Source organism: Deltaproteobacteria bacterium, assembly GCA_026388415.1.
In the GTDB taxonomy this organism is placed as follows: Bacteria; Desulfobacterota; Syntrophia; order Syntrophales; family JACQWR01; genus JAPLJV01.
Window position 1 is genome coordinate 60,201 of the sequence record JAPLJV010000006.1, and the last position, 19,451, is coordinate 79,651.

Below are 19,451 nucleotides of genomic sequence, written 5' to 3' on the forward strand. Positions count from 1 at the left end.
AAAGTGACGGGAAAGCAAGCCCTTGACCCATCACACGGTCTCGTTATTGACCAGAGACGATGATCGTTGCCTTCGCCCGCAGTTTATTCAGCATCTCCTTGAAGGCCTCCTGCCGCTTCTGCTGCTGGAGAAAATTACCGATTTCGTCTCTGATTTTTTTGTCCAGACTGATCACCTTCGCTTCATTATGCGCCAGTACCTGGATGATATGGTAACCGAAATCTGTTTCCACTACCGGGCCAATTGCATTTACCTTTTGTGAAAAGGCAGCATCTTCAAAGGGTTTCACCATCTGACCGCGGGGAAAGGAACCGAGATCGCCCCCGCTGGTTTTGCTCGGGCAATCGGAATTTTTTGCCGCCAAATCAGCAAAGTCGCCCCCATCCTGGAGTTGCTTCCGCAGCATTTCTGCCTTACCCTTCTTTTCGGTCTTCGTTTTTTCATCGTCGCCGGCTTTTTTATTAATCAGGATGTGACGGGCGTGCACCGTCTCCGGCGCCTTGAATTTTGCTTTATTATCCTGATAATACTTGGATATTTCCTTATCAGTAGGCTTGGCCATGGCGAGCGGCTGCAAGAGGACAAGTTTATTGATCTTCACTCCCAACGTAACCTCTTCGCGGAATTTATCTTTGGTGATATCGTTTTTCTTCAGGAGATCGTCCAGTGTTGCACCCGGCGGCAGGCCTGCCTTTACGCGCTCCGTGGCTTCCGTAATTTCCTGTTCTGTGGCATTGATCTTGAGCCTTTTGACTTCCTGGGACAAAAGCGTCCTGATGACAAAATCATCCAGGATCTGCTTCTTTATCTCCGGCATTATCTTCTGTAAACGGTCGGCGGGCAGTTGATCCTTGATTGCGGCAAGTTTACGCTTCAGTTCAGCATTGAACTGGCTTTTTGTAAACTTAACGCCGTTTACCTCCGCCATAGCGCCCGATGAAGTCGCCGGGGGCGCTGTCGCGGCGGCGGCACTCCGAGGATTGCATCCTCCCATTTGCCAAAATGCCAGCGCTATAGTTAATGCAAGTAGCGGTAATCTGTGAAGCTCTTTCATGATTGTTCCTCCCTGCCTTCCTGATCTCACTATGAACCTCCCTTTCTCTTCGTAAAACCGGACGGAGTATATGAAAAAGTCTGGACAAAGGTCAAGATAATATTGAGAAAATATTCCTGAAACGTTAATTAATCAAATGTTTAACCCTTGCCGGCGGTCGCATTGAGGCTGTTCGTCATCAGGTCGCCAATCATTTTGCTGAACCGCGAGGGATTATCAATTTTTCCTCCCCCGGCGATGACGGCCATATCGAACAGCAAATCACTATAATCCTTCAACAGGGGAGCGTCTTTATCGTCCTCGAAGATCGTCTTGATTTTGGCGAGTAGGGGATGCTCCATGTTGAGTTCCAAAACCCGCTTAACCGGCGGCTGTTCCTGACCAGTTGCCTTGAGGACTTTTTCCAGGTAGGCGCTCATATCGTTAACATCGCCCGAAAGACAGGCCACGGAATCCTTCAGATGGGTAGAAGGTTTGACCTCCTTCACCTGCGCATCCAATTGCGTCTTGATATATTCAAAAAGGGCGTGGTATTCATCTTTCTTCTGGTCGTCGGCCTGCTTCCCGATATCCAGATCTCCCTTTTCGGCGCTCTTGAAGGGTTTCTTCTCATATTCATGCAAGTCCCGCAAAACCCATTCGTCCATGGGATCGGTCATGAGCAGCACCTCGTAATCCTTTTCCTTCAACAGCTCCAGGTGCGGGCTGTTGAGCAGGGTGGTGAGGTTTTCGCCCGTAATGTAGTAGATGCCATCCTGATCTGGTTGCATGCGGCTGACGTAATCGGCGAGCGAGATCAAGGCCCCCTCGGAACGGGTTGTCTGGTAACGCAGCAGCGCACTGATCTTGTCCCGATTGTCATAATCCATCGAGATCCCGCTTTTTAACAGGGAGCCGAATTCCTTGAAGAACTGCTCGTATTTATCTTTTTCGAGATTCCCCAGTAGCTCGAGGGTCTTCTTCACGAGGTTTTTGCGGATGTTCTTTACTAGGGCATCCTGCTGCAGGATCTCACGGCTAACATTCAGGTTGAGATCAGGCGCGTCAACAACGCCCTTGACGAAGGCCAGGTAAGAGGGCATCAGTTCCTTGCAGTTCTCCATGATGAAGACCCGCTTGGAGTAGAGCTGAATACCGTGTTTCTGATCCTGCCTAAAAAAATCGAATGGCGCCCGGGAAGGCACGTACAAAAGGGCGCTGTATTCCGTCGCCCCTTCCAGCTTCACATGCAGGTGCGCCAGCGGGGGATTCCAGTCATGGCTGATATGGTTGTAGAATTCTTTGTATTCCTCATCGGAGATCTCTTTCTTGTCCGTCGTCCAGATGGCCTTCATGGAATTGAGGGTTTCTTCCTTGACAACTTTAGTGGTCTTGCTGCCATCGGGCTTTCCCTCTTTATCGAGCACCGGTTCCGTTCTTTCGACATCCATCAAGATCGGATAGGCAACAAAATCGGAGTGCTTTTTTATGATGCTGCGGATGGTCCATTCTTCGGTGAAGTCCTGTTCATCTTTTTCCGCCTTTTTCAGGGACAGGATGACTGTGGTCCCGCGAAAATCCTTTTTCGTCTCCTCAATCGTGTAGGACCCGTCCCCGGCCGAAACCCACCTGGTGGCCTTGTTGCTGCCGGCGGCTCTGGTGACAAGGGTTATCTTGCTCGCCACGATAAAGGCGCTGTAGAAACCGACACCGAATTGGCCGATGAATTCTGGTGTCAGCAGTTCGGGTTTTTTTGCTGCGGCTGCTGCTTCGAGGAAGCTCGCCGTGCCGCTTTTAGCGATCGTGCCAATGTTTTCGGCCACCTCGTCATAGGTCATGCCGATCCCGTTGTCCGCTATCTCCAGGGTCCTCTTCTTTTTATCCACGGTAATTTTGATCTTGTACTCCGCATCGGCGTCCAGAATATCGGGCTCCGTCTGGGCCTTGAATCTCAACTTATCAATGGCATCCGAGGCATTGGAGATCAATTCTCTCAGGAAAATCTCCTGGTGGGAATAGAGGGAGTTGATAATGATGTTCATGAGTTGCTGAACTTCAGTTTTGAATTGACGCGTTTCCTTCTTTGCTTCCATAAGGGGCTCCTGATCTTTTCTGATGTATTTATTTACTAAAAATTGCTCTTGTTGATATAAATAGACCGGCGCTATGATGGTAATGAATTTTGTTTTGTCAAGCCGCTGAATGATCCAAAGTAAAATAGAGAACTGGCGTGCTGCTAGCCTATGACGGTTCGTTTCCAATCGGGAGTTTGACGAGACAACCGGTTTTCTTTTATGGGCAAGCTATGAATTGACCTGACCAAGATTTGACTTTACAAACACTCTCAAGCCGCGCCTCCTTTAACCTGTTCACAAAGTCACAGCCTCAGATAGGGGATAAAAGTGCGGATTACCAATTGAACTTAAGCCACGGCAAGTTTAAAACCTTTCTCCCGAAATAATCTCAGACAGGCATCTGCCACAGCTTCGTCGTAGAAGGTGCCACTGTTCTTCTCGATTTCATTCAGAGCCGCATCAATGCCCAAGCCAGGACGATAGGGCCTGTGTGAGGCCATGGCTTCCACTACATCTGCAACAGCGAGAATGCGTGCCTCCATGAGGATCCCCTCTCCCCTCAGACTTCTTGGATAACCGGAACCATCCATCCGCTCATGATGCTGATGGACGATCTCCGCCAGCGGCCAGGAAGACTCCACATCCTTCAGCATCTCGAATCCTCTGCGGGCATGCTCCTTGATCAGGGCAAACTCGATCTCCGACAGCTTCGTCGGCTTGGACAATATCTCGGCCGGGATTGACAGTTTTCCGATGTCATGGATGGAACCGGCCATACGGATGCCCTCGATCTTTTCGGAGGGAAGTCCCATCTCCATGGCAATGGCGCTTGCCAGATCCGCTGACCGGATCTGATGACCGGCTGTATAGGGATCTCTTACCTCCACAGCCGATACCATGACCTGGATGGTCGCCTGAATTGCATTGCGCAGGCTTTCAAGGGTTTGACGCAGCGAATCCTCTGCAACGTCTCTTTGGATAACCAGAGCAACGGCGCTACTGAGTCCATCCAGTATTGCATCTTCTGGGGACGATATTGGATGTTTTGCGAAGAGGGCCAGAACTCCCAATGTCTTTCCACCGGGAACACGGAGCTGGTATCCTACGAACGACACTAGCCCGAGTTCGCGCGCCCATTCGCGGTTGTGCACCCGAGGATCATTCTGCACGTCGTTTGTGAGGAATTTGTGATTTTTATCTGACGCGATGGATCCAATCTTGTAGCAACCGAAAGGAACGCGGCGGTGAATCTTGCCGTCTGTATGTGTGTAGCGGCCGGAACTCGCCAGCAAATGCAGACATCGGTCGCGGTAACGGCAGGTATGCGGTCCTTCATTCACTTCGGCATGGACGCAGCCCTGTTCGCAAAGATCACCGGGCTGAATCAGCCAGATTCTACAAAAATCAGTGTCGAAGAGACTGACAATGCTGTCAGTTATAGCTCTGAGTTTTTCTTCAAGCGTGGCCGGCGCAAGAAGCGATTGTTGGAGTAGGTTGACACCCTGCTGCCACAATAGTATTTTTTCGCGTTCATCTTCCGCCCGCTTACGGTCAGTAATGTCTCGGCTCAACGAGATAATGCCCACGGCCTTCTGTGCCTCGTCCCGTATAAATGACAGGTGGTTCTCCATCCAAACGATGGAACCGTCCTTTCTGTATTGCTCCACTTCCAAGATGCGGTTTCTGCCGGGATCTGCCGTACCACTGGCTTCCAATTTCATCTCTTCTTCAAAGACCCTGGCACTGATCTGCAGGGATTCAGGCGTCATGACCTGTTCAAAAGTCTGCGCCACGGCCTCTTCTGCCGTGTATCCCCGCATACGAAAGATGGAAGGGCTGACGTAGGTAAAACGCAGATTCATGTCCAAGACCGTTATGACGTCTGCCATATTATCCACCAGCCAACGGTATTTCCCTTCGCTTTCCCTGAGCGCCTCCTTCGCCTGCTTGCGCTCGGTAATATCACGAATATTGCATTGTACCAATTTGGCCCTATCTACAAGATAGATCTCTGTATCAATATGCTGCCCGGACTTGGTTTCTACCTTTACATTGCGATAATTAAGAATGCCGCTCTTGTTTAAATTTTGCATTATCGTTTGGAAATCACTCGTATCGAGCACAACACCGATGTCCTGAAGACCATTCCCTATGCTCTCATTTTCGGTATAGCCCAACAACTTCTCGGTGGCCGGATTGGCATGGGTTATCTTTCCTTCGCGTTTTTCTAAAAGTACTATTCCATCGCTGGCAGTTTCAAAAAGACGCCTATACTGTTGTTCGGAGTCTATTAATAAACTTTCCAGTCGCTTGTGCTCAGTGATGTCCTCAATGGCCAGCAGGATGATCCGTTCTTTTCCGAATACTCTTTTAATTTGCCGGGCATTTAGAAGCATGATACGCCTGCCAATGGTGGCAAAATCGTGTTCAACCTCATAGTCATCAAAGGTTGTCTTTTGGGGAAGGATGGTTTCCAGCAGTTCCCGCAGCTTGGGGATGTTCCACTGTTTATTGCCCAGGTCATAGATAAGCTGTCCCACAGTCTCTTCAGGCTTTACCTTGAAGAAGTTATAGAAGGAGCGGCTGGCGGTGACTACCCGTAAATCTTGATCCAGAGCGATTAAGGGTTCGCGCACGGTGTTGATGACGCTCTCGGCGTATTCGCTAACTTCATCTGCAGCTATTTTAATAACCGCCAGTTCTTTCCGGGTTTTTTCCAGACCGGCTTCTATCTCCTTACGCTCGGTGATGTCCTCAATGGCCAGGAGGATAATCTTTGCGCCGATGTCTTTCCGATGTATTTGACGGGCATTGAGCAGCATGGTTTTATGACCGATGTCTTCGAAATTATGGTCAACCTCGAAGTCGTCAAACGCTTGTTTTTCAGGAAGGACTTCTTCAAGCAGCTCCCGAAGTTTGGGAATGTCCCATTGTTTGTTTCCAAGGTCATAGATGAAACTTCCGACCGTCTCTCCGGGAGTTACCTTAAAGGTTCTGTAAAAGTTGCGGTTCGCCGAGATGATCTTCATGTCCGCATCCAGGACCAAAAGGGGCTCTCGAATAGTTTCCACGATGCTTTCGGCATAGCGACCGGACTCCTCGGCCGCAAGCTCCGCCGATATACTCCCGGTCATGGACTTTTTCAGCTCGTCATTTTGCGAGCACAATTCCCTCAGTTCATGTACGAGCTGCTTTTTTGTCTTATTATCATCTTTCATAAGGTCACCTATTAGAAGGAATGATTAAAAAACAAAACCCCGTCTCTTCTCAGAGACAGGGTGTCAATAATTTCTTTGTGGCATCACTCTTCTGAAAAGGGCACGGATTGGTTGTGACCTGATTGACTATGCCTTATTCAAATATGTCTTATTATGGCCCTAATGAGTTGAGAAGTCAAGGGAATATTTTATTGATATCCATTCGAAATCCAGCATTATCGCTGTGGTAAGCGATTTGTGGACTTCAGGAAAAAGCCCACACCTCGACGTACCCGTCTGCTCCAGGCAAAAATCGGTCTCCGGTGAAAATAAGACATCCGATGTGCTTATCCTTTATCATGATCGCTGAGAGATCAACATCATTTATCTATATTTGAAGTCACTTCGGTAGATCGAAGTGACTAACTATGGCGCCAAAATGGCAACAGCAATTGCAAGGTTGCCTTATGCCGGAAGAATGCAGAACAACTCCGGAGGACTAAAACATTGATGCTATTCAGGAATTCTTCCTCAAGCCCGCTCGAATCTTGATAAGCTCGGCGGCGATGCAGATGGCAATTTCTTCGGGAGAGTCAGCGTCTATTGGAATGCCGATGGGGGCATGAACCTGCTGGATTCTTGCTTGGGAAACTCCCTCATCCAATAGTGCACGATAGATCAAATCTATCTTGCGGCGGCTGCCGATCATGCCGATGTAGGCAGGCGAGTGCCGCAAGGCTGCCTGGAGCACCGTGTGATCGAAGATATGGCCTCGCGTGAGGATCGCCAGGTAGGAGGTGGGGGAAATGACGATCCGGTTAAAAATCTCCGTAAACGGCGCGACGATAACTTCATCGGCTTGGGGAAAGCGTTCGCGGTTGCAGAACTCCTCCCGATCATCAATAACCACCACCGTAAAGCCGATCATTTTTGCCAGCGGCGCCAGGCAGGTGCTGATGTGACCAGCCCCGAAAAGGTAGAGGACATTATCCGGCGCCACGGGTTCGACAAATAGCCGACCGGCGCCGGAGATTTCGATAAGAGCCGCACTTCCCATCTCCAGACGGCGCCCCTTCTCCTCTGCACCAAGAGCCAGGCCGGGAATCGCACCCATGACGTCTCCATCCTCGTCGAGGAATACATGGCAGTTCGTATTGCCGGTCAGACCTTCCCCAACCAGGGTCATGAGTACGCCCCGCTTGCCTTCCCTGAGTTTGGCGCTGATCCGGCGGAAGAGGGAGCCGGCGGCTTCGTTGTCCGGTGTGAAGTATTCCGTATAGACATCCACCACGCCGCCGCAGATCATCTTCTCTGTCTGGGCCACTTCCGCGCCCGTAAGTTCAAAGTGCTGCAAAAAAGAGCGGCCGGCAGCAAAATTTTTGCTTGCCTTGGTTGTTACCTCGTATTCCAGCCGCCCGCCACCGATTGTCCCGCGCAGTGATCCATCATCCAGGACCAGACAATTGACGCCTGTCGCCCGCGGCGCAGAGCCGGTCTGCTGGATGATCCGGCACAAGGCCACCGTTTGGTCATTGCTCAGTAAATCGCTGATCTGGGTAAATATATTATTCATTTTTCACCTGATTTCATGTGTGCTTTCTTTGCCATTGGCCATTAACCTTATGCTTATCCCTGAGTCGCCTCATCCCTGCCCCACCTGTCGAACAGGTTCGCTTCAATCCCGAAGTAGTCCAACGTCTTGCCGACGGTCTGATTAATAATATCGTCAATGGTTTTAGGCATGTGATAGAAAGCTGGTACCGGTGGCATAATGACGCCGCCCATTCTTGTAACCCGCATCATCAGGTCTAAGTGCCCCTCATGCAGGGGCGTTTCGCGCACAATGAGCACGAGCTTCCTCCGTTCCTTCAAATTAACGTCGGCCGCCCTTACCAGCAGATCATCGTTATAGGAGTTGGCTATGGCAGAAAGGGTCTTTATGGAACAGGGTGAAACGATCATCCCGTCCACGCGAAATGAGCCGCTGGCAATGGAGGCGCTGACATCATGAAAATCGTGTACATAGGAAGCCTGCGCCTTTAGCTCGGCAATTGTATAAACTGATTCAATGGCTATATTTCTCACGCCGGAATCGGAAACAATGAGATGGGTTTCCACCCCGAGTTTCGCGAGGACCTCCAAGGTTCGAATCCCATATATGACACCCGACGCACCTGTTATGCCCACAATGATTTTTTTCATCTCCCCTCCCCCATTTTTATATGAACATTATTATTGCCTTTTCAGGCGCAGGCCGGCATGGCAATATCTTTCATGTTAAGCTGAATATTGCCGGAGCCTCGCCAGTCGTTGATTTGCGGGGTAAAAGCGATATCAAACATTGTCCCGGCAAATGAATTGCGAAATTGCCCTTTGCTGAACCAGATGGAGTCGCAGGAGATTTCACCTTCATGGACCCTGATGCGTAAATTATTCTTCCCGACTACGGCCGGCGAAGTTACATTGACGTTTCTTACGCACATCACGGGTTCGGGATTCTTGCTGCCGAAGGGAGCCAGCATGCTGATCTGATCGAGCAGATTATGATTGATGTCTTTTAAACAGCATTGAGCGTCAATGATTGTCCGGGACACTAATTTCGTGATATCCGTCTCTTGCCTGATCACCGTGTCAAACAACTGCGAAAATGCCGCGATGTCATCCTCCCGAATGGAGATCCCCGCTGCAAATTGATGCCCCCCGTATGTCTGCAGCAGGGAAGTGCATCGCTTTAACCCCTGGTAAATGTTAAAATCAGCGACAGTTCTGCCGGAACCCTTGCCAACGCCGTTCTTGAGGCTGATAAGGATTGTCGGGCGATAAAATCGTTCCACCAACCTGGAAGCCACGATACCAATCACGCCGGGGTGCCAGTCGGCAGAGGCAAAGACCAGAGAACTGATCAGGTCAGGATTGCCTCTCAGTTCCACCTCGCTGACGATATCCTGGAAAATAGTTTTCTCCAGAGCCTGCCGGCGTCGGTTGTACTCATCAAGTTTCCTGGCCAGTACCTTGGCCTCCTCCATATCATCGGCCATCAGCAGTTCTACCGCATCATCAGGTGAGGCAATGCGACCCGCCGCGTTGATCCTCGGCAACAGATTAAAAGAAGCGGCTCGGCTCGTAACCACAGACTGATGTTCCATGCCGCAAACTTCCTTCAGGGCGCGCACTCCCACCCTGCTCCCTTCGGAAATCAGTTCCAGTCCCATTTTGACAAATATCCGGTTCTCGTCCACAAGGGGGGAGATATCGCCTATAGTGCCCAGGGCCACCAGATCCAGGTAATTTTTAAGATTGGGATAATCCCTTTTAGTCCAGAAACCGTCCTGTCTCAGATTGCCCCTTAAAGCGATAAGAAAATTAAAGACTATGCCGACCGCGGCCAGATGCTTGAACGGGAACTGGCAATCCTCGCGATGGGGATTGATGGTCGCCACAGTGTCAGGAACGACGCCGGGAATTTCATGGTGATCGAGGATGATAACGTCCATCCCGAGCGACTTGGCATAGGCAACCTGTTCGAAGTCGGAGATGCCGCAGTCCACCGTGACTAATAATGTCACACCGGATTCCTTAATTTGTTTAATGATTTTGTTGTGGAGGCCGTACCCGTCGGCAATGCGATTCGGGATGTGATAGCTGGCCGGGACGTCTATATCCTTGAGAAATCTCAGCAGCAGCACCACCGAGGTGACACCGTCGGCATCATAATCCCCGTAAATGGCTACCTTCTCGCCGGCGTAAATCGCCTTGATTAAGCGGCGTACCCCTTCCTGCATCCCCTGCATCAGAAAGGGATTATGCAAGTCCCGCAAGGAAGGGGCCAGATACTTCTTGGCATCATCGGCATTGGTAATGTTGCGACCTGTTAAAATCTTTGATATAATTGGACTTACACCAAGTTCCTTAACCAGCAGCTCCTGCGTCGGCTGATCCCCGCTGGACAAGAGCCATTGCGTCGTCGGTAGGTTTGTTGCGCTCATTTAACTATTTTAAAATCCCGCCTGAGACGGGAATCCTTCCCTGCAGCCATTTTTAATCTTGTGTATAATATCAAGGTGCCTCTCGATGTCAAGGAAAGATTGTCTTTTGTTCAAAAAAGACTTGCAATTTACCGACCGATGTTTTAGAAGGCCGCATACATTTTGTAAGGAGTCAGATCATGTCCAGAATATGCACCGTGTGCGGCAAAAAACCCAGCGTGGGAAACAGCGTCAGCCACGCCAATAATAAAACAAAAAAAGTATATTATCCCAATCTGCAGAAATTACGCTGCCGTGATGAAAAGACCGGCGCAGTGAAGCGGGTCAGGGTTTGCACCCGTTGCATACGTTCCGGTTTTGTAACCAAGGCCGCAAAGGCAGTGAGTAATCTCTAAATTACTTACTTAAGATCATTTGCTTCAGCTCAGAAAGCTTGATCTGGTAGGTGCCGTATTTAGTATAGCCGTAAGCCCTCTGGTTCTTGTTGAGCGACAACTGGATGGCATTGCCATCCCGCAGTTTTACCGTCCCGGTTAGTTTTTCACCCTCAAGCAGAAATGACACTTCCGCAATAATTTCAAAAGATATAGTGTTCGTGCCGTTACCTCGCTTGCCTTCCAGAAATGTCTCACCGTCTATGCTTATATTCCGGCAGTCCGTCATAATGTCTGTCTGATCTATAAAGGTGGCAAAATACTTTTTTTCCGGCACAGGAATTTTTTCCGGACTCTGGCTCTGAAGAGCGCTCATGGCTGTTAAAAGGGGTAAAAGAGCGAGAACTATTAGTAACGCCAGCTTAATTTTCTTCATCACGCCTCCTTGCTGCTGCTTTCGTATTGTAACCCTTCAGTTTTTCATGGATGGCGGCTGCCCCGTGCTCTCCAGGACGCGCATCCAGACGTTGCCATCGGGATTGACCCTCTCCCCCGAGCCTATCATCCCGAGCGGCAGATGAACATATTCGTCCCTCACCAGGGCCACCAGCATGGCTGTTTTACCGGCCATGGCGGCATGCACGGCGTACTGCGCCAGCGCGCCACAGTAAATTCTGTCATTGGAATTCGCCGGCACGCTACGAATGGTATAACTCGGGTCAATATACTTGAGATTTATCTCGATTCCCTTTTCCTGAAAATACGCTTCTATTCTCTTTTTTAAAAAGGTGCCGATATCGCGCAGTTTGGGATTGCCGGAAGGATCTCTTTCGACGGGATCGCTGGATTGACTGATCAGCTCCTGACCTGCCCCTTCGGCCACCAGTACGAGGCAATGGCCCTTATCTTTCAGGCGTTTTTCCAGGACTGCCAACAAGCCCTTTTCCCCCTCCAGGTCAAAAGGGACTTCCGGTATCAGCACAATGTTCACATCGCTCTGGGCCAAGGCGGCGCAGGCCGCAATGTGACCGGACTGCCGCCCCATGATCTTCACGAGGCCGATGCCGTTGGGCGCCCCGGTCGCTTCCGTGTGGGCGCACTGGAGGACCTTCATGGATTCGGAGATAGCCGTATCGAAACCGAAGGTCCTTTGGATGATATTCAGATCATTATCTATCGTCTTGGGGACACCGACAACGGCCATGTTAATTTTACGCCGCGTAACCTCGGCCGCTATTAATTCTACCGCCCTCATTGTACCGTCGCCACCGATGCAGAAGAACATATCAACATTCATTCTTTTCAGGGCGTCCACCATCTCGCCAATATCCTCTCGCCCCCGGGAAGAGCCGAGGATGCTTCCTCCGAGCGTATGAATATCCTTTACCAGTTCCGGGGTAATCTCCTTGACGTCATATTTGTAACGGCGCATTATTCCTTTGAATCCATACCTGATACCGACGATATTTTCTACCCCATAGCGGTAATAGAGCTCCATGACAATCGCCCGGATGACATCGTTAATGCCCGGACAGAGACCGCCGCAGGTGACGATCGCCGCTTTGCTCTTGGCGGGGTCAAAAAATATCTTTTCCCGCGGGCCGGCCACCTCTATTGACTGCGGCTGTCCGTCCGGGGAATGGGCATCCCCATGAGCTTTTAAGTAGACATTCAACAAGATGCGCTTTTCGTCGCTGGTAAAATAACTGACGTTCAAGGGCGAGGGGAGCCAGGCTTCGCCAAGACTTTGAATATTGAAATCATAGGTCTGCTGTTCCATATTGGTCTGCCCTCCTCTTATATCAGGTTAAAGTTCTGAGTTGCAAACATGCCGAGCGATGGATTATGTAAGGCTTTAACTTCTGGTTTGCTGACGCCGGTGACAACCACTTTACGCCCCTGCACCGCCAGCCTTCCCTCGGCGTAAAGCTGAATCGCCTGGGGATAAATACGATGTTCTTCCCTCAAAATCCTGGCCGCCAGGGTATCCGCCGTGTCATCATCAAAGACGGGAACCACGGCCTGGATGATGATCGGCCCCGTGTCCACGCCTTCATCAACAAAATGAACCGTGCAGCCGGTGAATTTAACCCCGTAATCAAGCGCCTGCTGCTGGACATGCAGCCCCGGAAAGGCGGGCAGCAGGGCCGGATGAATATTCATTATCCGCCCGGGAAAGGAACCTAAAAAAAGGGGGGTCAGCACTCTCATAAAACCCGCCAGCACCACCAGTTCCACGTCGCAGGCCTGCAGCGCCGCGGTCATCTGCCGGTCGAAATCTTCCCGTTTTTGAAAATCGAGCTGGCTTACGACTTGTACGGCAAGGTGGCGCCTGGCCGCCCTTTCCAGCGCATAGGCCTCGGGATTGTTGCTGATCACGACCTTGATTTCTGCCTGCAGCCGTCCCTGTTCGATCTGGTCAATGATGGACTGGAGATTGGAGCCGCTCCCGGAAACCAGTACACCGATTTTTACTTTCTGCATCTCTGCGGCCCTCTAAACCCCGACTAATCCATCACCACCTGCTGTTGACCAGGCTTTCTTTTTTCGATGCTTCCGATCTGATAGGCCCGCTCACCGAGGTTCTGTAAACGCTCCATTATTTCCGCCACTTCTTTTTCAGGAACGACCATCATCATGCCGATCCCCATGTTGAAAACCCGGAACATCTCCTCTGCGGCAATATTCCCTTTTTCCCGGAGCAAGTTGAAAACAGGCGGCGCCTCCCAACTGTCTTTGGTAATGATTGCCCGGCAGGGGCCGGGGAGGATGCGGGGCAGATTATCAATAAAACCACCCCCCGTAATATGTATGAGACCATTGACGGTAAAATTCTTAATGATGTTCATCACCGATTTGACGTATATTTTTGTCGGCCGGATCAGTTCCTCGCCCAGACTATGGCCCAAACCCTCAATCCTGTCCTCTAGGCCAAGACCGGCCGTCTCCAGGAGAACCTTGCGGACCAGAGAGAAACCATTGCTATGGAGGCCATTAGAAGCAAGCCCGATAATCTTGTCGCCCACCCGTATTTCCGACCCGTCTATCAGCCGGTCGGCCTCCACAATGCCGACACAGAATCCCGCCAGATCATACTCGTCGGGGCCATATAAACCGGGCATTTCCGCCGTTTCCCCGCCTATCAGCGCACAACCGGCATCCTGGCATCCTTTCACGATACCTTCCAGGATTTGCACGCTTGTTTCCACCTGGATTTTACCGGTCGCCATATAATCAAGGAAGAAGAGTGGTTCCGCGCCCTGAACGATCACATCATTAACCGACATGGCAACCAGGTCAATCCCTATGGTGTCGTGCTTATTCATCATCTGCGCAATCATCAGCTTGGTGCCCACGCCATCGGTAGAAGCTACGAGCACGGGGTCCTTAATCTTGGTCAAATCAAGATGAAACAACCCCCCGAAGCCGCCGATATGGCCCATGACTTCCTTACGGAACGTTGATTTTACAAGGGGCTTGAGACGTTCGACAAAGACATTGGCATTGTCAATATCTACCCCCGAATCCTTATAACTCAACGTCACCTTCTCCTGCATAACTGATCCTCATCTTACACCGCCTGGAAGGGCCAACCCCGGAACCATGGGCAGTTATTAATGTTCAAACGCACGGGCGATTTTCTAACGTAACTAAAAAAAAATGTCAATTCATTACTTGCCAAGGTGAAAAATATTTGTTATCAGACCAATATATATCATGCTAATTTCATTACTAAATATTATTATCGAGCGGATTTTTTAAAATTATGGACATGTGCCAGGAGCTGTTGGATAAGATCGCCGGTCCCCTGAATTTTGCCGCTGCCGATGGGGGACGGCATCTGCCCCTCATCAAGGACCTGGGAAGAACGATGACGATTCTTGCGACCAGGCTGGGCAGTGAAATTTCACGCCTGTTCCCCTCCGCCTCAGACCGTCCGCGCGAACTTTCCGGCTCCGTAATTATTGCGGAGTTTACAGCTATTTTTGCAGATTTCGATCAGCTTCCCCCCGATCAAAAACCAAAACAGGTGGACAAAGCGCTCCTGCTGATACGGGAAATCAAAAACCTGCTCACCCAAGTCTCTCCTGCTACATCATACCACAGCACACAAGTTACCGATGATGTATCCGTATCAGAAGCCCCGACCGTGAGGTGTGATGAAAAACTTTCCCAACCTGTCCTGGCGGTGAAGGGTGTGGGGGTAAAAACTGCCCATCTGCTGGAAAGAAAAGGGCTTACCACCATTGAAGACCTGATCTATTTTTTACCGCGCCGGTATGAAGACCGGCGCTTTCCCGTAAAAATATCTCAGGCCAGAGTAGGAATCAGGGAAACCATCACGGGCACGGTAAGGAATGCCGAGATACGGCGCTATGGTAAAAGACCGGTCTTTGAGGTGACGATAGAGGACGACACCGGCCTGCTGAAGGCAAAATGGTTCAAAGGGAATCCAACCTACCTGCGGGGATTATTCAAAATTGGGAACCAGGTAATCTTCACGGGCAATACCGGTCAGTTTCAACTGCAAAAAGAGATGCTCCATCCGGATTTTGAAATACTGGACCAGGAAAGCGACAATCTGCTGCACTTCAAACGCATCGTTCCGATCTACTCGGAAACAGAAGGACTCTACCAGAAGAACCTGAGACGCATCATGAAGCAGGTGGTAGATGAATATCTGCCCTTTGTCCTGAGCCCCATCCCGGCACAAATACGCCAAAGGCAGCAGTTGATTGATATCCAGGAGGCCTTCCGACAGGTGCATTTCCCCGCTCAGGATCAGAACGTGGAGGATTATAATGCCGGTAAAACGGCAGCCCATCGGCGCCTGATATTTGACGAATTCTTTTTTTTCCAACTCGGCATGGCCCTCAAGAGAAAAGGACTAAGCCTGGAGGCCGGCATTGCCTTTCAAACCAGTGGCCAGGGAGTAGCAAGCTTTTACCGGATTTTACCCTTCTGCCTGACGACCGCCCAGGAACGGGTCATCAAAGAAATTGAAACAGACATGGCACGAGCCGGCGCTATGAACAGGCTCCTCCAGGGAGACGTGGGCTGCGGAAAAACGGTGGTCGCCATGGCGGCGATGGTCACTGCCTGCGACAACGGTTACCAGGCAGCCTTGATGGCGCCGACCGAGATCCTGGCGGAACAGCATTACGGCAACATCAAAAAGTGGGCCGAGGCGCTGTCGCTTAACGTTGTACTCCTGACTGGGAAAATGGGTGCTGCCGAAAAGAGGGATGCTTACGGGCAGATCAAGGAAGGAAAAGCCCAGCTCATCATCGGCACCCACGCTTTAATCCAGGAAGATGTGATCTTTCATAAGCTCGGCCTGGCGGTAATAGACGAGCAGCACCGTTTTGGGGTCGTGCAGCGCGCCGCCCTGCGGGCGAAAGGAGACCATCCCGACATCCTCGTCATGACGGCGACCCCCATTCCCCGCACCCTGGCCATGACGGTTTACGGCGATCTCGATGTATCGGTGATTGATGCCATGCCGCCGGGGCACGAACCAGTCCGCACCAAGGTTTATTTCGAGCGCCAGCGCAGCAAGGTCTATGAATTAATCGCAAAAGAGGTCAGCAAGAAACATCAGGTATTTATCGTCTATCCGCTGGTCGAGGAATCGGAACACTTGGATATGAAAGACGCGACCGGAATGGCCGAACACTTGCGGAAGGAAGTATTCCCCCATTGCCGGGTAGGTCTCATCCACGGCAAGATGAAAAGGGCCGAGAAGGAAGAAATCATGGCCGCTTTCCGTGAAAAAAGGATGGACATCTTAGTCGCGACGACGGTGATAGAGGTGGGCATAGACATCCCCGAGGCGTCACTGATGGTGATCGAGCATGCAGAAAGATTCGGCCTTTCCCAACTGCACCAGTTGCGCGGCCGGGTGGGCCGGAGCGAGATAGCGTCTTCCTGCATCCTGCTCGCCCAAGGTCCCGGCTCCACCGATGTCGGCAAGCGCCTGCGCATCATGGAAAAGACGACGGACGGTTTTACCATTGCCGAAGAGGATCTGGTTCTGAGGGGACCGGGTGAATTCATGGGCGTCAGGCAGTCGGGGCTGCCCGATTTCCGGATCGCCAACCTGATCCGCGACGGTAAAATCCTGCAGGAGGCAAAAGACAGCGCCCGTGAGCTGGTGGAAGATGATCCGGGGCTTACAAAACCAGAACACCAACTCTTGAAAGAGGTGCTAATGACGCGGTGGGCAGGAAGACTGGAATTAGCCATAACCAGTTGATTCAGGGCGCTTATCCGCAATAATTTCAAATATTGCAACACAAAGGTCAATGAGAATTCCCCCGATGATAAAACTTGAAATTTTTTTGAATGTATAGCACTGTAATCCGACAGTTAGGTGAATGCAGATTATCGGTAGGTTAATGCCATCAATGGCATTATATTCCCCGAATTTGTAGGAGGCTGTACGACAAGGCGGCAACTATGGCCAGTGCGTCGGGAAAGGGTCTGAACGCTTGGATTGTGGATGTTATCCGTCATACCGATGACGTCCTCACCCGTTAGTTGTCTTTCTCTTATCACAGATTGTGGATGAGATAGAATATGAATAATAAAGACCTCTCCATTGCTCTTAGCTTAAAACGCCTTGTCCAAAAGCGTATTCCCCTCCTCGATGTGCGAGTGTTCGGCTCACGCGCCCGTGGCGATGCATCAGCCGATTCAGATCTCGATATATTTGTTGTTGTCGAACATTCGACCCGTGATATTGAAAAATATATCAGCTAATGCGCTTGGGAAGCTGGATTTGACAATGATGTGCATATAGTTCCGGTAGTTGTTGGTAAGGATAAGATAGACGGTAAGCTTCAGGAATCGGTGTTTATTAGAAATGTGTACCGAGAGGGCATAGTAGTATGACCGATAATCGCAAGTCTCTTATCAATAGCGCCCCCCAATAGCGCACAAGCAGATCATCGAGAGCAAATTTCAGGCGATGGCGCAATATAAAGGCGCTGCCGAGGCAGATAAAGGGGACAAAAATCTGACCAGAAAATGATCGGCACTATTCATTAATTATGCATAATATCATGTAGTTAAGTAACATAGACGTGTTTATATGACCAGCACGGACAGGCCGTGACAGACGGATCATCAACAAGTTCTATTGATGGGGAATCTCCCCCCTGCTTTTTTAAAATTGACATGATATACGGAAAGATGAAACAAATGGTTGAAAGAGATGTCAATAAATTAAAAGTGATGCAGAACAAGACAAAAAACGACTAAGGCAATATGAGAGAGAAATGGTTTTCTGATAATCGTGATCTTCTGAAGTGGGCTATATTGACACAAATTGCCAAAAAGAAAGGTTTATTTACGATTTTACAAATACCATATTGGCGACCCGAAGCATTTTATCCTCATTTCAAATTTCAAGATGAAAGTCTGCAAGTTCCAGATAAGGTGTGGAAGTTTTTTCGAAATATACATCATGTCAAGGATTTGGGACCTAAAATCGGAATTTCAATAAATATCGTTGCCGCAGAATTTAGATCTGATCAACGTGATAAGTATTTGAAAGAAATTGAATCCGAAATCAGGCGATTAAAACGACCACTTCTACTTTTCCTTGATCCGGATACAGGCTTGCAGCCAACTGATTGCAAGCCTGAGCACACTTCTATCAACGAAATAAAGAAACTATGGCCAATCCTTAAAAGCAATGAGTGGTTAGTTTTGTATCAACACGCCAGGCGTACTCCTGATTGGAGTCAATCCATAACCGGCCAACTTAGTTCTTTATGTAATAATGCACCGGTACATCTCGCAAAGTCAGAAGATGTGGGAAAGGATGTTGCTTTCCTTTGTGTCGAAAAGCAATAGGAGAAGAAATGGAAATTTATTATGGTTTATATTGTATTTTTGTCTCCATTTGGATTCTCATAGACACCCCATTGCAAAAAGTTTCACGGTGGTGGGCATTCGGAGTATTGATCATGCCTTTACTAGTCCCATATTATTTTATCAAGACCCGACCTGTTCAAAAGTATCGGAAATATATCGGTTTGTGGCTGTTGGGATTTCTTGTCTTTCACTTCATTGGAACGGCAATTATGAGATTTAAAGTAGACAATACATCAAGCAAATCCTCCAAACAAGCGGCTGAGTGGAAAACATTTGTACCTGACGACAAAAGATTCACTGCACAATTCCCCACCGATCCGAGTCGAGAGCCGAATATTGTTGTAAATGCACCAGGCGGAAAAGTAGAACTAATTCAGTATATGTCTAAAAGTAAGGATACACTTTATGCAGTGACTTATGGAGATTTCCCCAGCAAAGCTTTTATTGGTAGGTCCTCAGAACAGATATTGGATAATGCGAGAAATGGTTGTGCTGCGAATCTTCAAGGTAAAATAACTAGCGAAGTGATAATATCATTAGGCAATTACCCTGGTCGTGAAATTACAATAAAAGTAGAACCTAACACAGTGGTAACTGCTCAAATCGTTCTTAAGAACAATCGTATTTATCAGGTTATGGTAGTGTCGCCCAGCGACAAATTGTTTACTTCACAACGAAAGGAGTTTTTTAATTCATTTAAAATACTGAGCTAAAGAGCATAAAAGTTATGAAGAAAGAGGCAGTTGCCGAGGCGCTGGCCGAGCACAAGCGGCAGGGGAATCCGATTGCTGTCTGGCGGAATGGCAAGGCCGTTTGGATACCACCGGAAGAAATTGTTGTGCCGGAAGGTTAGCTGGGAACAAAGGCAGATAAAATAGATCGGAAAACGATATTAGGAGGTTATG

Annotated in this window: 16 protein-coding genes; 6 read left to right on the forward strand and 10 right to left on the reverse strand. The window is 49.6% G+C overall.

Annotation, left to right across the window (positions count from 1 at the left end):
- Window positions 1–43: 43 nt before the first annotated feature.
- From NT140_01445 to recJ, 6 genes are all read right to left on the reverse strand, one after another.
- Complete coding sequence (locus NT140_01445; protein MCX5830555.1) at window positions 44–1,054, reverse strand: peptidylprolyl isomerase; 1,011 nt, start codon at window positions 1,052–1,054, stop codon at window positions 44–46.
- A gap of 140 nt (window positions 1,055–1,194) precedes the next feature.
- Complete coding sequence (gene htpG, locus NT140_01450) at window positions 1,195–3,126, reverse strand: molecular chaperone HtpG (GenBank protein ID MCX5830556.1); 1,932 nt, start codon at window positions 3,124–3,126, stop codon at window positions 1,195–1,197.
- A gap of 329 nt (window positions 3,127–3,455) precedes the next feature.
- Complete coding sequence (locus tag NT140_01455; protein ID MCX5830557.1) at window positions 3,456–6,326, reverse strand: PAS domain S-box protein; 2,871 nt, start codon at window positions 6,324–6,326, stop codon at window positions 3,456–3,458.
- A gap of 496 nt (window positions 6,327–6,822) precedes the next feature.
- Window positions 6,823–7,878: an XdhC/CoxI family protein gene (locus tag NT140_01460; protein MCX5830558.1), complete on the reverse strand. Its 1,056-nt coding sequence runs from the start codon at window positions 7,876–7,878 to the stop codon at window positions 6,823–6,825.
- A gap of 53 nt (window positions 7,879–7,931) precedes the next feature.
- Window positions 7,932–8,507: a UbiX family flavin prenyltransferase gene (locus NT140_01465; GenBank protein MCX5830559.1), complete on the reverse strand. Its 576-nt coding sequence runs from the start codon at window positions 8,505–8,507 to the stop codon at window positions 7,932–7,934.
- Window positions 8,508–8,548: 41 nt separating this feature from the next.
- Window positions 8,549–10,291: a single-stranded-DNA-specific exonuclease RecJ gene (recJ, locus tag NT140_01470; GenBank protein ID MCX5830560.1), complete on the reverse strand. Its 1,743-nt coding sequence runs from the start codon at window positions 10,289–10,291 to the stop codon at window positions 8,549–8,551.
- 179 nt (window positions 10,292–10,470) lie between these two features.
- On the opposite strand from recJ, the gene rpmB reads away from it, so the two are divergent.
- The gene (gene rpmB / locus NT140_01475; protein ID MCX5830561.1) at window positions 10,471–10,686 is read left to right on the forward strand and encodes a 50S ribosomal protein L28; all 216 of its coding nucleotides are present in this window, start codon (window positions 10,471–10,473) and stop codon (window positions 10,684–10,686) included.
- Window position 10,687: 1 nt separating this feature from the next.
- On the opposite strand, the gene NT140_01480 is transcribed toward rpmB, so the two are convergent.
- From NT140_01480 to purM, 4 genes are read right to left on the reverse strand one after another with little or no spacing between them, the layout of a single operon-like run.
- The gene (locus tag NT140_01480) at window positions 10,688–11,101 is read right to left on the reverse strand and encodes a hypothetical protein (GenBank protein ID MCX5830562.1); all 414 of its coding nucleotides are present in this window, start codon (window positions 11,099–11,101) and stop codon (window positions 10,688–10,690) included.
- A gap of 36 nt (window positions 11,102–11,137) precedes the next feature.
- Window positions 11,138–12,445: an ATP-dependent 6-phosphofructokinase gene (locus NT140_01485; GenBank protein MCX5830563.1), complete on the reverse strand. Its 1,308-nt coding sequence runs from the start codon at window positions 12,443–12,445 to the stop codon at window positions 11,138–11,140.
- Window positions 12,446–12,462: 17 nt separating this feature from the next.
- Entirely contained in the window at window positions 12,463–13,149 is a 687-nt protein-coding gene (purN, locus tag NT140_01490) for a phosphoribosylglycinamide formyltransferase (protein MCX5830564.1), read from the reverse strand.
- Between the two features lie 23 nt (window positions 13,150–13,172).
- Window positions 13,173–14,222 (reverse strand): phosphoribosylformylglycinamidine cyclo-ligase, encoded by a 1,050-nt coding sequence (gene purM, locus NT140_01495; protein MCX5830565.1) that lies wholly within the window; start codon window positions 14,220–14,222, stop codon window positions 13,173–13,175.
- A gap of 209 nt (window positions 14,223–14,431) precedes the next feature.
- On the opposite strand from purM, the gene recG reads away from it, so the two are divergent.
- From recG to NT140_01520, 5 genes are all read left to right on the forward strand, one after another.
- Window positions 14,432–16,921 (forward strand): ATP-dependent DNA helicase RecG, encoded by a 2,490-nt coding sequence (recG, locus tag NT140_01500; protein MCX5830566.1) that lies wholly within the window; start codon window positions 14,432–14,434, stop codon window positions 16,919–16,921.
- Between the two features lie 323 nt (window positions 16,922–17,244).
- Window positions 17,245–17,427 (forward strand): nucleotidyltransferase domain-containing protein, encoded by a 183-nt coding sequence (locus NT140_01505; protein ID MCX5830567.1) that lies wholly within the window; start codon window positions 17,245–17,247, stop codon window positions 17,425–17,427.
- Window positions 17,428–17,934: 507 nt separating this feature from the next.
- The gene (locus NT140_01510) at window positions 17,935–18,525 is read left to right on the forward strand and encodes a hypothetical protein (protein ID MCX5830568.1); all 591 of its coding nucleotides are present in this window, start codon (window positions 17,935–17,937) and stop codon (window positions 18,523–18,525) included.
- A gap of 8 nt (window positions 18,526–18,533) precedes the next feature.
- The gene (locus NT140_01515) at window positions 18,534–19,259 is read left to right on the forward strand and encodes a hypothetical protein (protein ID MCX5830569.1); all 726 of its coding nucleotides are present in this window, start codon (window positions 18,534–18,536) and stop codon (window positions 19,257–19,259) included.
- Between the two features lie 14 nt (window positions 19,260–19,273).
- On the forward strand, window positions 19,274–19,399 hold the full coding sequence (locus NT140_01520; protein MCX5830570.1) for a hypothetical protein: 126 nt from the start codon (window positions 19,274–19,276) through the stop codon (window positions 19,397–19,399).
- Window positions 19,400–19,451: the final 52 nt, after the last annotated feature.

What these genes read in the sequence shown, in the direction of transcription:
- NT140_01445 (MCX5830555.1), bottom strand. Translation starts at nt 1,054, where the DNA reads ATGAAAGAGCTTCACAGATTACCGCTACTTGCATTAACTATAGCGCTG.
- NT140_01460 (MCX5830558.1), bottom strand. Translation starts at nt 7,878, where the DNA reads ATGAATAATATATTTACCCAGATCAGCGATTTACTGAGCAATGACCAA.
- purM (MCX5830565.1), bottom strand. Translation starts at nt 14,222, where the DNA reads ATGCAGGAGAAGGTGACGTTGAGTTATAAGGATTCGGGGGTAGATATT.
- recG (MCX5830566.1), top strand. Translation starts at nt 14,432, where the DNA reads ATGGACATGTGCCAGGAGCTGTTGGATAAGATCGCCGGTCCCCTGAAT.
- NT140_01480 (MCX5830562.1), bottom strand. Translation starts at nt 11,101, where the DNA reads ATGAAGAAAATTAAGCTGGCGTTACTAATAGTTCTCGCTCTTTTACCC.
- NT140_01510 (MCX5830568.1), top strand. Translation starts at nt 17,935, where the DNA reads ATGAGAGAGAAATGGTTTTCTGATAATCGTGATCTTCTGAAGTGGGCT.
- htpG (MCX5830556.1), bottom strand. Translation starts at nt 3,126, where the DNA reads ATGGAAGCAAAGAAGGAAACGCGTCAATTCAAAACTGAAGTTCAGCAA.
- NT140_01515 (MCX5830569.1), top strand. Translation starts at nt 18,534, where the DNA reads ATGGAAATTTATTATGGTTTATATTGTATTTTTGTCTCCATTTGGATT.
- NT140_01455 (MCX5830557.1), bottom strand. Translation starts at nt 6,326, where the DNA reads ATGAAAGATGATAATAAGACAAAAAAGCAGCTCGTACATGAACTGAGG.
- recJ (MCX5830560.1), bottom strand. Translation starts at nt 10,291, where the DNA reads ATGAGCGCAACAAACCTACCGACGACGCAATGGCTCTTGTCCAGCGGG.
- NT140_01485 (MCX5830563.1), bottom strand. Translation starts at nt 12,445, where the DNA reads ATGGAACAGCAGACCTATGATTTCAATATTCAAAGTCTTGGCGAAGCC.
- NT140_01465 (MCX5830559.1), bottom strand. Translation starts at nt 8,507, where the DNA reads ATGAAAAAAATCATTGTGGGCATAACAGGTGCGTCGGGTGTCATATAT.
- NT140_01505 (MCX5830567.1), top strand. Translation starts at nt 17,245, where the DNA reads ATGAATAATAAAGACCTCTCCATTGCTCTTAGCTTAAAACGCCTTGTC.
- NT140_01520 (MCX5830570.1), top strand. Translation starts at nt 19,274, where the DNA reads ATGAAGAAAGAGGCAGTTGCCGAGGCGCTGGCCGAGCACAAGCGGCAG.
- purN (MCX5830564.1), bottom strand. Translation starts at nt 13,149, where the DNA reads ATGCAGAAAGTAAAAATCGGTGTACTGGTTTCCGGGAGCGGCTCCAAT.
- rpmB (MCX5830561.1), top strand. Translation starts at nt 10,471, where the DNA reads ATGTCCAGAATATGCACCGTGTGCGGCAAAAAACCCAGCGTGGGAAAC.